Here is a 16366-nt window from a genome sequence, read left to right on the forward strand (position 1 = left end):
AATTGTTTGTCAAATTTAGGAGGTGATAATAGAGAACCAAAATCTATAAGTCTTTATCCTAAAAGTCCAAAACTACAATCTATACCCTCTCAAAAACTCCTCAATTCCCATGCGCTTTTTGCCTTCTAATTGTAATTCTTCAATGGCTAAATAGCCATCTGAACATTTGAAGTATAAGTATTTTTTGCCATCACTTTTAAAAGCTTCTTCAAATTGAACGTTTTCATCTGTTATTTTAGCTGTACGATAGATTTTACAAACTTTTCCGTTTAAAGTAGTCCAAGCGGCAGGATATGGAGAAAGTCCACGGATGAAATCGTAAACTAATTTGTTAGATTTAGTCCAATTAATTTCACAAGTTTCTTTGAAAATCTTCGGAGCGTGTTTTATCTCATCAGATTCTACTTGTGGCTCTTGCGGATAATCGCCAGCTTCGATTGCTCTCACGGTTTTTAAAACCAATTTTGCACCAATGTGCATCAAACGAACATACACATCTCCCACATTGTCAGTTTCTGAAATTGGCTCATGTTCTTGAAAAATAATTGAGCCCGTATCTATTTCATGTTTTAAGAAAAAAGTAGTTACACCTGTTTCTTTTTCGCCATTGATAATTGCCCAGTTGATAGGAGCTGCACCACGGTATTGTGGCAAAAGTGAACCGTGTAGATTAAAAGTACCTAATCTTGGCATTGTCCAAACGGCTTCTGGAAGCATTCTGAAAGCAACAACAATTTGTAGGTCGGCTTCATAACTTTTTAGTTCTTCTAAGAATTCAGGATTCTTTAGTTTTTCTGGCTGTAAAATAGGAACCTGAGGCGCATTGGCTAAAACATACTCTTTTACTGCCGACATTCCAATCTTTAAACCACGACCAATCGGTTTATCTGGTGCAGTAATTACTGCTACAACATTACAGTTATTTTCTACTAAAATTCTTAAACTCTCAACGGCAAAGTCGGGAGTACCCATAAAGATTATTTTCATAAGATTAATATTTGTTTTATCAGCGTAAACACTAGATTGAGATGGCTGATTTTGGTTTTTCTAATTTTTTCTCAACAAAGAAAATGGATAAATTAAGATTTGTTGGTGCTTGTTGGTTAAATCTTCTAACTGCCAGTATCGTGAATTCAATATAAATTTTCTAAAAAAAACACAATTTGAAATTTCTCTTTGAATTCGAAATCTGTTTTACTATCTTTGCTAACTCAATTCAGTAAAATATGCAACGAAAGACTCAAACAAGCATCATTCATTAGCTTCGAAATTTCTGCAAAGGTCATAAAAAATCTTGTAGAACGGTCGAAAGCCGTTCTTTTTGTTTGTAAAGAGTTTGGGTAAATATTTTTAGAATAGGAATTTCACTTGCTGGCAGCGATGTCAGTAATTTTTTTTGTATCAACTCAAAGAAGTGCTGAATGTAAATTGTGGTAATATAATCTTATAGTAGTTTTGACTATGATTTTAAACAATTTGCTTCATCATTTTTGTAAAAAATAAAGACAATGGGAAAAGTACAGTATTATACTGCGGAGAAATTAGAGGAATTAAAAGCTGAATTGCAATATTTAAAATTGCAAGGACGTTCGGATATGGCAAAGCAAATTGCGGAGGCTCGTGATAAAGGAGATTTAAGTGAAAATGCTGAATACGATGCCGCAAAAGACGCACAAGGTTTATTGGAATTGAAGATTTCTAAAATGGAAGAAATCGTTGCCAATGCTCGTGTTTTGAACGAAATCAATATTGATACGTCTAAAGTTTCGATTTTATCAAAAGTAAAAATCAAAAATAAGAAAAATGGGATGGAAGTTGTTTATACCATCGTGTCGGAAGAAGAAGCAGATTTGAAAGCTGGTAAAATCTCTAACTCATCGCCATTTGGAAAAGGATTATTTGGAAAATCAGTTGGAGATATTGCTGAAATTCAAGCGCCTGCTGGTAAATTAGAATTTGAAATTCTTGAAATTACTCGTTAGAATTTAAACAAACTTTTGATTTTCTATTTTTCAAAAGCAGATTATTATACAAATCTTGAATTAGCCATCGTTGATTTAATCAATGATGGCTTTTTTTTGTAGTTTTATACATTAATGAAATTTCAAGTATTGATGATTTTAACTGTACTTGAACAAAAACGAAGAGATATTTCATGCAATTTCTATATCCATTTTTCCTTTGGGGACTTTTAGCCGCTGCGATTCCCTTGATTATTCACCTTTTTAATTTTAGAAGAACCAAAAAAGTATATTTTACCAATGTGGCTTTTCTGCGGGCTGTTAATACTACAACGTCTTCATTTCGTAGGCTAAAGCATTTATTGATTATGGCTGCAAGGATGGCTTTTATCATCGCTTTAGTACTTGCTTTTGCACAGCCATTTTTCCCATCTAAAACTGGAGTAGGCATAAAAGTAGGAGGAATAAGTAGTTTATACATTGATAATTCATTATCGATGCAAAACGAATTGGATAAAAAATCATATTTAGATAAAGCCATCAACAAAGTAGAAGAGCTCCTGCTTTCTTTCCCACAAGGTTCTCAATTACAATTGATTACCAATGATTTTTCAGCTGATGAACATGCTGTTGGGAATACTCAGCAAATCAAAGAGCGCACTACTTCTATCAAGTTTACGCATAGTCCACGTACTTTAGAACAAGTATTGAATCGCCAGAAAAATCTAGCATCTAAACATAATTCACAAGGTGGAAACCAATATATATGGTTTTCGGATTTTCAGAAATCTACCGTAGGGAATTTATCAAAACTTAGTTTAGATTCAACTGATAGGCTTTTTCTAGTGCCAGTTCAATCGAAAGCGATTCAAAATATTTTTGTAGATTCTGTTTGGTTGAATACACCTTTTGTGCGTGAAATGCAGGTGAATCAATTGTCTGTAAAATTATTTAACACTGGTGAAACGGCAGTTGAAAATTTGCCCGTAAAATTGCTGATTGATGGTGTTCAGGTTTCGTCAACGATTGCTACTATTCCTGCTAAATCTTCAACGGTGGGTATTTTCTCTTTTAATATTCAAGGAAAAGGCTTTAAAAAAGCAAACATTTCGTTTGATGATACACCCATTACTTTTGACAACGATTATTTTTTTGTGTTGAATGTAGCACCGAAAATTAAAGTGTTGCATTTGTCAGGACAAAATGCTGCTGGAAAATATTTACCTGCGGTTTTTGCTAACGATAGTGTTTTTACTTACAAGAATTATGTGGCTTCAAACGTTGATGTTGGACTTTTTAAAACAGTAGATTTTATTATTTTAGAAGGACTATCAATTATTGAAGGTTCGATGAAATTGGCTTTAGATGATTTTGTGAAATCTGGAGGAAGTTTGATGCTCATTCCGAATCAATCGCCCGATTTAAAAAGCTACAATGATTTCCTTAGTGCATTTAACATAAGAAATATTCAGGAAAAAAAATCAATTACTTCTGAAGTAACGCCACTGGCTGAACCTGTGAAATCTTCGTCATTTTTTGTAGATATTTTTGATAATTCTACACAAAAGGAAATGATACAAATGCCCAATCAAAATGCCCTAATTACTTGGCAAGCTGTGGGTGAAAAATTATTGAATTTCAGGAATAATCAACCTTTTTTAACAGTTTCAGAAGTGGCTGGTGGACGAGTATATTTGTTAGGCTCACCTTTGGATGTTCAATTTGGCGAATTTGCTAGAAATGCTCTGTTTGTACCCATCATGTATAAAATTGCGGCACAAAGCGTAGCGCAGGAGCAAACAGCTTTTTCTTTTGAATCAAATACAATTTCTGTTGTTTTGGATGAAGTAAAAACTGAAGTGAATGCCCGCCAACCAATTTTTACTTTAAGACGCAACAAAATGGAATTTATTCCCGTACAGCATTTAGTAGGAAATCTGTTAACGATTGAATTACCCAAAGCGAATCAATTAAATGAAAACCAATTGTTGGAATCGGGATATTATGAACTGATTTTAGATGGGAAAGTACAGAAAGTATTGGCATTTAATCATGACCATAAGGAATCTATGATGGATTTTTATAGTGTGTCTGAATTGAAAAATCTTTTGGGAGCTAAGAAAAATATTCAAGTTTTTGATAAAGTAGATGATGCTGATTTTGTAAGTACTTTTAAAGAACAGAATTTTGGGGTAGCACTTTGGAAATATTTTATCATTGCGGCTTTACTTTTCTTGGCTTTAGAAATTTTCATCATTAAAATGATGAAATAATCAGAAAGAATTATCAATGATGTGTAGCTTTTGAATTAACAAATGTTATTTTTGCTTTATATAAAATGGGTATTTTTTTTAATAATTATTGAAAATCAGCTTAAATGGGTTTATTTTTAGATAGATATAACAAATTTTCTGATTTTTAAAAAAATGGAATGATGATTGTGGATTGTTTTGTAGGAAATGATTTTTGAAAACGATGAAAAAAAAGTTATTCGTTCAGAATACAAAAAGATTAACATGATTATTGTTAGTTTTCCTACTTTCAAAAGTCCTAATTCTGTTTATCTAAAAGTCCTTAACTTTATAACATGAAGGTATTTTAAGAAAACAGCCTAAATTTTATTAAGTTTTTATAGTATATCATTAATCAAAACTAAGATTCGATAGCGAACTAACACATAAAAAATATGTTTACCAACGCCATAACTTTAATTGTTGACGATGAGCACCTCAATCGTTTTCTGATGCGAAAGTACTTACAGACTTATGAAATTCCATTTGCTGAAGCTACTGATGGTCAAGAAGCTGTTGAGTTTCTTAAAGAAACAACTCATGATAAAATTGTAGTCTTGCTGGATTTGAATATGCCTGTAATGGATGGCTATGAGTTTTTAGAGTATTTGGCTAATCATTACTTAGAATTTAAAGATAAAAAAATATTAGTAATCGTGGTTTCAGCGTCTGATTACACCATTTTTAGAAAGAACGCACCACATGCTGAGATTTTAAAATATCTTCCAAAACCGGTTGGAAAAGAAATACTCCATGAGGCGATTTTAGAGGCAAATGAATATTTTAAAGCTGTAGTTTGATTCCCTAAATCTTCCAAAAAATAAACAAATCCCTTCACGTAGCAATTGCGGAAGGGATTTTTCATTTTTAACCCTAGTGATTATTTAGAGATTAATATGTAAATTTAACTTTTAAAACATTATTTTGTATTAAATTGTGTTTTTCAAACACGTTCAATATCTTATAAAAGGTAAAGTATTGAATGAATGATACTTATCTATCTTTGGTTTGAATATAAATTATTAAAAAAAGGAGTATTAAAAGATATAAATGGAGATAATTTGCTTATTTTTAATAAGCAAATTTGAATTGTCGTTTCCATAAGAATTAATATTTCCTATATTAAGTAAAACCCTTGCCTGAGTTAAGAAAAGTATTAAATAATCTACTGATAAAACAATATAAAAATATGTCTAGGATAGTACTCATTGAAGATGATTTACTTCTTGCAGAAAATACCAGTTTAATACTAACTTTAAATGGCTATGAATGTTTTGTAGCAAATAGCACTAAAGATGGTATTTTATTGATAGAGGAAATTAAGCCAGACTTAGTTGTTTGTGATATAATGCTAGATTCTATGGACGGTTTTGATGTACTTAGGATTATCAGGCAGGAAAAAGGTTTTATCAATCTACCTTTTATTTTTCTTTCGGGTTTAGCCGATTTGACGGATAAGAGAAAAGGTATGAACTTAGGTGCTGACGATTTTTTAACAAAACCATATAGTTCTAAAGATTTAATTGAAACGATTCAAGCCAGAATAGAAATCAGTTCTGTTAAAAAAGTAAATGCCGAAATTGAAACTAGGAAAAATGCAATTGATGTTTTTTATCAAATCTCTACACATGAATATCTCACTCCTCTGAATGGTATTATCAATTTCGGAACGCTGCTCGAAGAAATGATTAGTCAAAATGATTTGACTGATGCTGGTAGTATCGTAAAAGCAATTCAGATTTCTGGACAAAGAATGCTACGGGTTACTCGTAAGTTATTGTGGCACAATCAATTAGTTAATGGGATAAATCCTTGGGGAAGTACGAGTAAATCTAAAATAAATGTTGTTGAGCTACAGAATAGTAGTTTTAGTTTTTTGAAAAACAGTACAACCAGCCAATTTGATTTCAATATTCAAGGTGATGCGTTTTACTTATTTGATTTCAATCGTGATTCGCTTGAACAAATGATTACCGAATTGTTACAAAATGTAATTCAATATTCAGATCCTAAATTTGAAATTACTTCAGATAATTACTTCGAAAATGAAATGGTAGTTCTGACGATTAAAAATCATTATAAAGGTACTTATACAATGAGTACCAGTATGATAAAACCATTTTATCAGGCGCATTATTCTAAAGATATGAATGGTTCTGGTTTGGGTTTGTATATTATAAAAGAGTGGGTTGAAAGACAAAAAGGAAGTTTAGAAGTAAATACTTATAACAATACTTTTGAAGTAGTTCTAAAAGTCCCTGCATCTTTGAGTTGAAATAATTTATGAATTATAAGGAAAGCTGATTGTAAAAGAACTTCCCTCTAATGGCTTACTGAAAAAACTCAAATTGCCACCTAGTTTTTGAGTAAATTCTTTGGTGATTGTTAGTCCAAGTCCCGTTCCCTCAATATTTAGTACATTGTTTGCTCTAAAAAACGTTTCAAATAAATGTTCTTGTTCTTCCAGAGGAATACCAATGCCATAATCTGTGACTTTAATACTGTAAAAATCACTATGATATTCAACACTTAATTCAGGGTCTTGAGCTTCAGGAGAATATTTGAAAGCATTATTGACTAAATTACTAACCACGTGGCTTAGTAACGAAGGGTCTGTCATGATTTCTCTGATTTTTTCAGGCAGTAATAGCTTTAACTTTCTTTTATCTTTTCTGTCAACATAATATTGTTCGTTGAGGTCGTGCAAGAATTTATGGAGATTAATCGGTTGAGGTTTTACAAATATTTTTCCATCAGCTGTTTTTTCAATCATCAAAATATCCTTCAACATAGCGTCTAGCCTGTTGGTTTGAAACAAAATTTTATTGATATAGTCTTTAATTTTGAGTTTCAATTCTTGATTGTCAATTTGTTTTGAGTAAAAATCTAGCAAATCTGAACTGGTTACAATAGCCGTAATTGGAGTTCTGAATTCATGCGAAGTCAACGAAATAAATCTTGATTTCAAATTGTTGATTTCTTTTTCCTTTGCTAATGAGATTTCTAGTTTCCTCAAATTTTTGCGGTCTTCTTCGGCAATTTTTCTTTCAGTAATATCCAGAGAAATACCATTGTAAATGATTTTATCCCCTTTAATAGTAGGACTCGCTAAGCCTTGAAACCACTTTCTTCGCCCATCTTTAGTTTCTACTTCACCTTCATAGTTCCAATCTTTTTTGTGCATAACTGCTTGATTGATAGATTCTAAAAAAGCATTTCTTTCTCTTTTGTTGATTTTGCCATTTTGCTGCCAATTTTTGTCATTTACCGGAAAACCAAAAGCATTTTTACCTTTATCACTAATGTAAGAGAAATATGAAGAACCGTCGGCTTCAACGCAAAATTGAAAAACAATTCCAGGAGAATTTTTAGCTAAATCGCTAAACATCATTTCACTTTGTTTTAGTTGTTCATTGGCCAATTTACGTTCAGTAATATCTGATAAAGCCATTATCAAACCATAATTCTGATTTTTTTTGTTCAGAATAGGATATAATCTTACAAAATACCAATTGGTAGTATTGTTGGGTTGAGGAAAAGAAATTTCATATTCTATCCTTTTGCCATTCAATACTTCTATCATCATTTTTTGCAAGATGGGTCTTCGTTCGGCAGGGAAATAATCTAAGATTGGCGTACCATTTGTGGGTACTTTATCAGCGTTAAAAAAGTTCTGATAAGAAATATCATTCGCAATTTTATTGAAGGATAATACTTCTAAACTTTTATTGATGAGAATATAACCAGTGTCGGTTGTTTCAAAAATAGCTTGAAGATTCGCTTCCGATTCCGAAAGTTTTTGTTCGGCTAATTTTTTTTCAGAAACATCGCTTAAAGATAAAGCAGCGCCAACAATAACATTATTCTTGAAAATAGGATTGGCATTTATTTCAAAATGGATGTCTGGTATATCAATTTTCTTATCAGGAACCAAAAAGTTTGTGACAAAGCTTTCGCCAAGGAAAACTCTATCATAAATTTCTTTCCAGAAACTCCTCATTAACTCAGGCATTTTTGGCTTAAACACCGAATCTCCTATCTGATATTTTTCATCAAGATAAGTAATTGAAGTTTGCAGAAAAGTATTATTGGCTGTCATTAGCCGATAATTTGTATCAATACTCCAAATTATATCATTTGTACTGTTAATAAGGGCTTCGTAGTTATTGGTTTTTATTTCTAAGGCTTTGGTGATATTGATGACATCAGTAACGTTTTCAACCAAGGATAAAATAGAAATTACCTTTCCATTTTCGTCCATCAAAATTGAATTATGCCAATTACAATAAATGGTTTCACCTGATTTTGTAATGTTTTTATTTTTAGAGGTTAATCTACTAACTGTTCCACTGAGCATCTGTTCGGCGTAAAGCTTCACACGGTCAAAATCACTTTCAGGAATCAAGTTGACTTCATAAAAAGATTTTTCTACAATCTCAGAGGCTTTCCAACCAAAAATTACTTCGGCTTGCCCCGACCAACTTTTTATGATTAAATCACTATCCCATTTTATCACCGCCAAAGGCGAATTGGTATAATGAAAGTTAAGCTCCTCATTCAGCGATTGTAATTGTTTTTCATATTTTTTTTGTTCGTTGATATTGGTTAAAGTAATTACTACTCCAACTATCTCATCGAATGCGTTTTTCGAGGGAATAAATAATACTTTATACCAATTTTGAACATTTGCGAAAGGAATAAGTAGTTCGGTACTTACTTCTTCGCCAAGCATTGCTTTGGCAAAATATGTTTCAGTAAGAGAATGTGTTGATGGATGCGAGTATGCAAAAATACTTTCTCCTTTATGATATGCTTTGTTGAGTAGCTTTCGAACTCTTTCTTGAAATACTTTATTCGCATCAATAATTCTCTTTTCTGTATCTAATAAAATAATAGAGTCTAAAGTATTATTGACATAAGTTGAAAGGATTTTTTCAGAATAAATTAAATCGGATTTTTTATTAAAAAGCGATTCTGCTTGTCGAGCGAGTATCTCTAAGCTTTTAATTTGTTGCTGATTTAAGGTTAAAATTGAGGTATGTAAAATACAAATAGAGCCCAAAATATAACCTTGTTGGTTTTTGATAGGAACACCCAGATAGAAACGAACATAAGGCGGACCAACTACGAATGGATTATTTTTAAAACGCTCATCTAGGGTAGTATCTTCAACGATTAGAAAAGATTCGTTTTGAATCATATATTCACAGAAAGAATCTTTTCTTGAGATTTCACATAAATCTGTTCCAATTTTAGATTTGAACCATTGTCTGGTTGAATCCATGAGGCTAATCATAGCTATAGAAGCACCGCTAATTTGAACAGCTAATGTAACAATGCCTTCAAAGTCTTGTTCGGCAGGAGTATCCAGTATATTCAATTCCTTCAAGGCCGCTAAACGAAGGATTTCATTTGAAGGATTTTGACTATATTCCATTGGTTATTCGTGGATATTTTATCATTTTGAATAGAATGATAGCATAGATTTTTAACCCTAAATAAATATACTATTATACTTCAGCTATTACGTTTTGAATAGCATTGACAAGGTCTTTCCCTCTTATGGGTTTGGTGAGGTACTCGTTAGCGCCACTTTTAATACCATTTTCATAATCGGCATTTTCGGCATGAGCAGAAAGTAAAATGAATGGAGTATTGACCAACTTAGCATCTGCCCGAACATTTTTTAGAAAAACTAGTCCGTTCATACGGGGCATTCGTATATCAGACACGATTACATCAATATCATGATGTTGAAGAATTTCCATTGCTTCAACGCCGTCTTCTGCTGGGATGACGGTGAAATCAAATAATTCTAAAATTTCAACGTAATTGTTCCTCAAAACAACGTCGTCTTCAACAAATAGTATTTTAGTTTTCATAGTGGAATTTATGCACAATAATTGTCTTTAAATACAGTAAGAATCATTTTTAGAAAAAGGTAATTTAATATACGATAATTTTGGTATTTATCAAAGAATCAGCCTGTAATTTCAATAAGGTAACTTTAATGTGAACGAACTCCCTTTGCCTTCTTTACTTTCAAAACTTATCTGTCCACCAAGTTTCTCTGTAAATTCTTTAGCAATGCTTAATCCTAAGCCTGTACCTTCTGTACTTACTACATTGTCTGCTCTAAAAAAAGTTTCAAACAAATGTTCTTGGTCTTTCATCGGAATCCCCAAACCATAATCTTTTACGACGATAGTAAAATGGTCTTCAAAGTAAAATAGTTGAATTTCTGGGCTTAGTTTGTTGCCTCTTGAGTACTTGAAGGCATTGCTAATGAGATTGTTTAGAATATGAACAAGGAGTGATTCGTCTGTGAAAACTTCTTTTTCATCTTCTGGTAAAACCAATTTTAACTGTCTATTATCACGAAGGTTGATATATAGTTCATTGGTGACTTTTTGTAAAAATGCTTTAATTGGCACAGCTTTAAGCTTCACAACTATTTTTCCTTCAGCAGTTTTTTCCAAAGTAAGTACATCTGCAACGATGCCTGTTAGCCTATCCACTTGCGAAGTAATATGGCTAATATGTTCTTGTATTTTGTTTTTTACTCGTTCATTTTCAATCTTTTTAGCGTATAAATCCAAAAGTTCGGCACTTCCTAAAATGCCCGCTAAGGGAGTTCTGAATTCATGAGAAGTCAAGGAAATGAATCTTGATTTAAGTAGGTTCAATTGTTTTTCCTTTGTCAATAATATTTCAAGTTGATGAAGATTTTTAGCATTTTCCTCAGCAATTTTTGCTTGATTGATGTCTTGGAAAATACCATAGACTCTTTTTGTTACACCTTCTTCTTGCTCAGCTTTTCCAATGACTTTTACCCAAATGTCCTCATTATTATTATTGACTACTTGTAACTCAACTTCGAATGGTGTTCCATCTTTTATACAATTATTGAGCGATTCTGTAATGAGATTTCTGCTATAGCCTTCTTTGTACAAGGATAAACCAATTGCTATACTTGGCTCAATATCAAGTGGAACTTGTACGATTTCCTTTATCATGTTTGACCAGTAAACATTATAGCTTGGAATATCTACCGACCAGCCACCAATACGAGCAACTCTGTTAGTTTCTTCAAGTAAATCTTTTGTTCTAGTGAGTTGAAATTCAGCTAGTTTAGTATCAGTAATATCCTGAAGAGTACCATAAACTCTTTTTCTATTTGAAATACTGAAATCTGCTTTACCGATTACTCGTACCCAAATTTCCCTGTTTTTAGCGGTAACCAATTGTGCTTCTATATCAAAAGGTACTCCATATTGGATACATTCAGTGAAAGCTTTTGTGAGTGTTTCTCTGCTTTGTCCTTCTTTATAATAATTTATCCCGTCATTTATGTCTATCGTAGGATATTTTTCATCTACTTCATAAATTTCTCTGGTAATCTTCGACCAATATGCTGTTTGGGCATCAATATCTGCTTCCCAACCACCAATTCTAGCCACTTGGGTTGTTTCTTGAAGGAAATCTTTTGTTCGTCTTAATTCTTGTTCTACATGTTTTCTGTCGGTAATGTCGCCCATGTAGCCATGCCAGATTACACTATCTTTCAAACGTTCAGGGGTAGAAATTGCTTTAAGCCACCTTTCTTTTTTCGAAGGTAAAGTAACTCTAAACTCTATATCTTTCAATGTTAATGATTTAGATGATTTGAATATGCTATTGATAACCATCTGATAATCATCAGGATGAATAAACTTGAGTAAGGCTTTAGTCTTTTCTTCTGAGCTAAGTAAATCCATTTCTGGAGTATTTACTAATTGACGTGACAGATATGAGAAAAAATAACGACCATCGTCTGTAAGCTGGAATTGGTACAGTATTCCAGGTACTTGTTTGGTTAAATGCTTTAACAATTTTGTAGATTTTTCTCGGGCAATCTCAGCTTTTTTTAGCTGATTAATATCTTGAAAAGTACCATACACTCTGGTACAGATGTCGTTAGTGAAGTCGGCTTTGATGATACTTCTAAGCCAAATTTCTTGTTGATTAGCTGTAATGATTTCTAGTTCTAAATCAGAAGAAATATTTTTTTGAATCGCTTTTTTGATAGCATTCTGAAACGTTTTTTTACTTTTTGGTTTTAAAAACTTTTGAATGTTTTCTATATTCGGAACAAATTCTAATGGTAAATCATAGATTTTTCTGCTTATATCCGACCAAAAGAAATGGTTAATTTCAGGGAAATATTCCCAACCACCCACATTCGAAACTTCACTGATTTCTTGTAATAATTCTTTGGCTTGTTTAAGTTCATGAAGCGAAGTCATCTTCGCTGTTATATCATTAATTACTAGAATTGTCTCCTTATTGATTGGATTAACACTTGAATTGATGTTTGTCCAATAAAAATCGCCTTCTTTCTTCTTGATTCTAATTTCAAGATTGGTAAATGGAATACCCGTAGCGATGGTTTTACGAATAGCTTCAACTGCCGTTTCGATGTCTTCGTCGTGAACAAAATCAATGTATGGCTTTCCAACAATTTCATCAAGTTCGTATAAGTACAATTCAGTAACATTGCCCGATACAAAAGTTACAATACCATGATAATCTACAGAGATGAGTAAATCGGTCATGTTTGAAACCAAAATGGATAAATCGTTTTCAGTTTTTACTTTTTCCGAAACATTATATCCCACACAAAGTATTTCAAAAGTACTTCCATTTTTATCTGGCAAGCCTGTAAATTCCCATTGATTTGTAACAATTTCCTCTTGTTTGTTTTTCTTTCTAAGAATTACTTTATAGGGTTTTAAAGGATTCATAAAACAATTTGCCACTGTTTCTTGACAAGCGACATGGTCTTCCTCAATAATCGACAATAAAGCGTTGGTTCCTAGAATTTCGTCTTCTGTAAAGCCAAAAATCTTATAAAAATAGTCGTTGATGTAGGTGTAATTTCCATAAATATTAGTTTTAATCACATATAAAAAATCGCTATTAATTGTTGATTCGCCGATACTTGTGTAAAACTTTTCAACGCTATTGGGTGTATTTTGAATGGCTTTAAGTAAAATATTTGCACCAAGTACTGTATCAAGCTTTTGTTCTGAATCATAGATTAACAGAATTGAACAATCCATACAAATCGTTGAGCCATCTTTATGAAAATAACGAACGGTAATACTTTTGTGGGAACTATTAGTTTGGCTTGTAGGAACAAGGAGTGTTAAATCTTTTTCTTGAAAAATATCTGACCAGTTTTTTTGTAAAATTTCAATTTCTTCAGAGGTATTATAGCCTAGCATGGATGCCAATTTTGGATTTATCCAGCAAGATGACGTACTCTTGGCGTCCCAAAACCAAAGACCATCAAGTGCAAATTGTTGTATAAAATCAAAAACGGAGGAATCTACTTGTATAACTTCGGTAAGTTTACTCCTTAGGTAATTTTCCATGTGTGTAAAATTCAGCGGACAATTCAATACTCATGGAGTAGGCTTACCATAAGTTAAAATTGCTTGTACCGAGTAGCTAATGTTTTTGGAATAAAATTTTTCTGAAAAAATATCAGATATATTAAAGCAATATACTTAAAATGAATGCGATATACAAAAGCTTAAATCATTTTAAAAGTGAATCTTTTTCTTAGTATTGTGATAATTGCCTTTGAAGGGGATAAAGTGTAGAAATTATTTTTTAAAAGACTAAAAAATAATAAAGCTAATTGAATTTTTCAAGGAGTAAAATTAGATAATTTGTATTACTCCTTGAAAATCAGGAAGAAACTAGGCTTTGCTAGTGCCTTTTACCAAAGCTTTCAGAACGTCATCATTGACGTTGCCAAATAATGAAATGCCAGCGGCACCATTTTTTAGCGCTAATTTTATACCTTGAACAATTTCGTCATTATTATCGAAATCGGGCAAGTACAAACCTGCATATAAAGGGAATTTTCCATGTAAAGCTTTTACGCCTTCTTCTACGGCATCGCCAATCCAACTTACGTCTTCTTTATAAAATTTATGGTAAATCATCGGGCAAATAGCCGATAAATTCCAATTTACCCAGTCTTGTCGTACAATTCTTTTGGCTACTTCTGGCGTTGGAAAAACGGCAGCTGTAATAGGCTTTTTGAAACTAGCAGCTGTTTGAGCCAGATGATTTACCAGACGAGTAACATTATCATATCTGAATTTTCGCCAAGATAAATTTTGGTCAGGATTTTCTAAGGTTCTAATGTCGATACCTTTCAATTCTTTGAATTTTGCCTGACAAACATCGCAATAACAAAAATCATATTCAGGTAATTCTTGATTTTGCTTGATGCCATATACTTGCCAAAGATTTACGGCTAAAATTACATCGCAGTAACGAACATAATCTAAGTGAATGCCATCTACATAAGGCTTACTTAACTCTGTTTTTACGGCTTTTTCTAAGTAATCACGTACTTCTGGACGAGAAGGACAAAGCCAACGGTAATAATTTACGTAAGGAGGATTTGTTGCACAAGATTCGCCTTTTCTGTTGATAGCGTACCATTCTGGATGCGCTTTTAAAAGACTTTCTTCGCCTCTGTTCAAAGTCCAAATCCAACGATGTGTAGTCAGTCCTTGTTTTTTAGCGATGGTAAAATGTTTTTCATCATCAGCTTCAAAGAAAATCCCAGTAATACCGTGTGCTTTATATTTTTTATAACGCTCGATTAAAACTGCTTCGGTTTCTTTGTGGTCGGGATTTATCCAAACCCAGTTTTTTAATTGAGTGTTATTTTGGACAGGAAGTAGAGGGCGTGCTTGGAGTAAATTACTACTTTGCCCTACCGCCATTACTCCTAAACCCATTTGTTTTAAAAAGCTACGTTTTTCCATTTCGGTTAACTGTTGTTGAAGTTTTTTACAATTATAAAGACTTGCTTTTGCTTATCTTGAGGAGGCTATCCTGATTGAGCGTAATTTTATTCAAGCCTTCTTTGTCAATAATACTGATGAAAAATGTTTGGCTCGTGGCTTCTAGCTCAATATTTTGAATAAGTTCTTTGTTTTGTTGGAGGTTCGTATCAAGTGCTAAAAGTGTCAAATCTTTAGCATAATGCTGATTTTGGGCAAAATAGGTTTTTTGTTTATGATAAATGTCCCAAGCAATTTGCTTTACTTTTTCAATGTTTGGCAAAGAGAAATTGAAATCTTCTGCGCCTACCTTTTTATCAGAGAATACCAAATAACCCCAATTTTCTGGCATGTGCATGTTGATTTTTCCTTGTGGCGACCAAACCCAATTGTATTCTGGTAAAAAACCTTCACCATTGGCATTTTTTTGACGGCTGTACTTTCCTGCTTTAACATCGTGATTCCATTCAACTCTTGAGAAATTCAAACGCCAATAAGATAAATCTTGTGGTTTTAAAACATCATTGTCTAAACTGATCGAAGTAAATGGAATAGCAATTTCCACCGTCCAACGCTTGTCAGTATCCGTAGCATTGTTTACCGTTCCTTCTACATTTACAGCCGTTTTTAGTTTTTTAATATCCCAGTTGATTAAGGCATTTCCACCATCTCTGTAAGGTTTCGGAAGGTATAAGTCAAAAGTATTGTTGATGGCGTTTACTTCTAATTCAAAATAATTGTAAGCGTCCCCGTCTGGGTCAATAAATATTTCAAAGTCGTTTTCAAGAAAAACAATCTGGTCTTTTTTGTTTTGATAAGCCCAAATATGTTTTTCTTCCAATTCGGCAGCGATGTACAAATATTTATCATCCCATAATATTTTGGCTTTTGTAGCTTGTAGTGGCTTAGGTTTTTTGTCGCCCTCAATGTCAATAAAAAGGCTTGTCCATTTTGCTTTTTTCCAAGAAGCCTCAGAAAGTTTTCCGTCAATTTTTAAAGGTTCAGCTGTTTTGAAGCAATGATATTGAAGAGGTTCGGAAATAATTTGGGAAAATGAAGTGCACAGTTTTAACCCAATTATTCCAGTAAGGAGTAATTTTTTCATGTGTATTAAATTTGGATAATGGTCGTCTTTTTTGCTAAAAACCCAATAAGTACGACAAAGCTTGTGATTAATTAGTTAAACAAAGTAAGGATTAATTACTTCTGATACTAATTATAAGGAAGAAAAAAGCCTTAAAATACTCAATGTATTTATAAAATA

10 protein-coding genes are annotated in these 16366 nt (G+C 32.6%); 4 read left to right on the forward strand and 6 right to left on the reverse strand.

Features of this window, described 5'->3' with window-relative positions; genetic code table 11:
- Nucleotides 1-72: 72 nt before the first annotated feature.
- Entirely contained in the window at nt 73-987 is a 915-nt protein-coding gene (gene fmt, locus VB798_RS00325) for a methionyl-tRNA formyltransferase (RefSeq protein ID WP_323254762.1), read from the reverse strand.
- 521 nt (nt 988-1508) lie between these two features.
- On the opposite strand from fmt, the gene greA reads away from it, so the two are divergent.
- The 4 genes from greA (at nt 1509) to VB798_RS00345 (ending at nt 6527) form a co-directional block, all read left to right on the forward strand.
- Nucleotides 1509-1982: a transcription elongation factor GreA gene (greA, locus tag VB798_RS00330; RefSeq protein WP_323254764.1), complete on the forward strand. Its 474-nt coding sequence runs from the start codon at nt 1509-1511 to the stop codon at nt 1980-1982.
- Nucleotides 1983-2155: 173 nt separating this feature from the next.
- Nucleotides 2156-4234: a vWA domain-containing protein gene (locus tag VB798_RS00335; protein WP_323254766.1), complete on the forward strand. Its 2079-nt coding sequence runs from the start codon at nt 2156-2158 to the stop codon at nt 4232-4234.
- Nucleotides 4235-4647: 413 nt separating this feature from the next.
- Nucleotides 4648-5052, forward strand: a complete 405-nt coding sequence (locus tag VB798_RS00340; RefSeq protein WP_323254768.1) for a response regulator — start codon at nt 4648-4650, stop codon at nt 5050-5052.
- Between the two features lie 389 nt (nt 5053-5441).
- Nucleotides 5442-6527 (forward strand): hybrid sensor histidine kinase/response regulator, encoded by a 1086-nt coding sequence (locus VB798_RS00345; RefSeq protein ID WP_323254770.1) that lies wholly within the window; start codon nt 5442-5444, stop codon nt 6525-6527.
- A gap of 6 nt (nt 6528-6533) precedes the next feature.
- On the opposite strand, the gene VB798_RS00350 is transcribed toward VB798_RS00345, so the two are convergent.
- The 5 genes from VB798_RS00350 to VB798_RS00370 all read right to left on the reverse strand — a co-directional run bounded on the left by VB798_RS00350 (nt 6534) and on the right by VB798_RS00370 (nt 16207).
- Entirely contained in the window at nt 6534-9689 is a 3156-nt protein-coding gene (locus VB798_RS00350) for a PAS domain S-box protein (RefSeq protein ID WP_323254772.1), read from the reverse strand.
- Nucleotides 9690-9762: 73 nt separating this feature from the next.
- Nucleotides 9763-10134 (reverse strand): response regulator, encoded by a 372-nt coding sequence (locus tag VB798_RS00355; RefSeq protein ID WP_323254774.1) that lies wholly within the window; start codon nt 10132-10134, stop codon nt 9763-9765.
- A gap of 111 nt (nt 10135-10245) precedes the next feature.
- Nucleotides 10246-13668 (reverse strand): PAS domain-containing protein, encoded by a 3423-nt coding sequence (locus VB798_RS00360; RefSeq protein ID WP_323254776.1) that lies wholly within the window; start codon nt 13666-13668, stop codon nt 10246-10248.
- A gap of 330 nt (nt 13669-13998) precedes the next feature.
- Complete coding sequence (locus VB798_RS00365; RefSeq protein WP_323254778.1) at nt 13999-15084, reverse strand: family 10 glycosylhydrolase; 1086 nt, start codon at nt 15082-15084, stop codon at nt 13999-14001.
- Nucleotides 15085-15115: 31 nt separating this feature from the next.
- Complete coding sequence (locus tag VB798_RS00370; protein ID WP_323254780.1) at nt 15116-16207, reverse strand: carbohydrate-binding family 9-like protein; 1092 nt, start codon at nt 16205-16207, stop codon at nt 15116-15118.
- Nucleotides 16208-16366: the final 159 nt, after the last annotated feature.

Origin of the sequence: Arcicella lustrica (assembly GCF_034930985.1) — a bacterium.
Lineage (GTDB): Bacteria > Bacteroidota > Bacteroidia > Cytophagales > Spirosomataceae > Arcicella > Arcicella lustrica.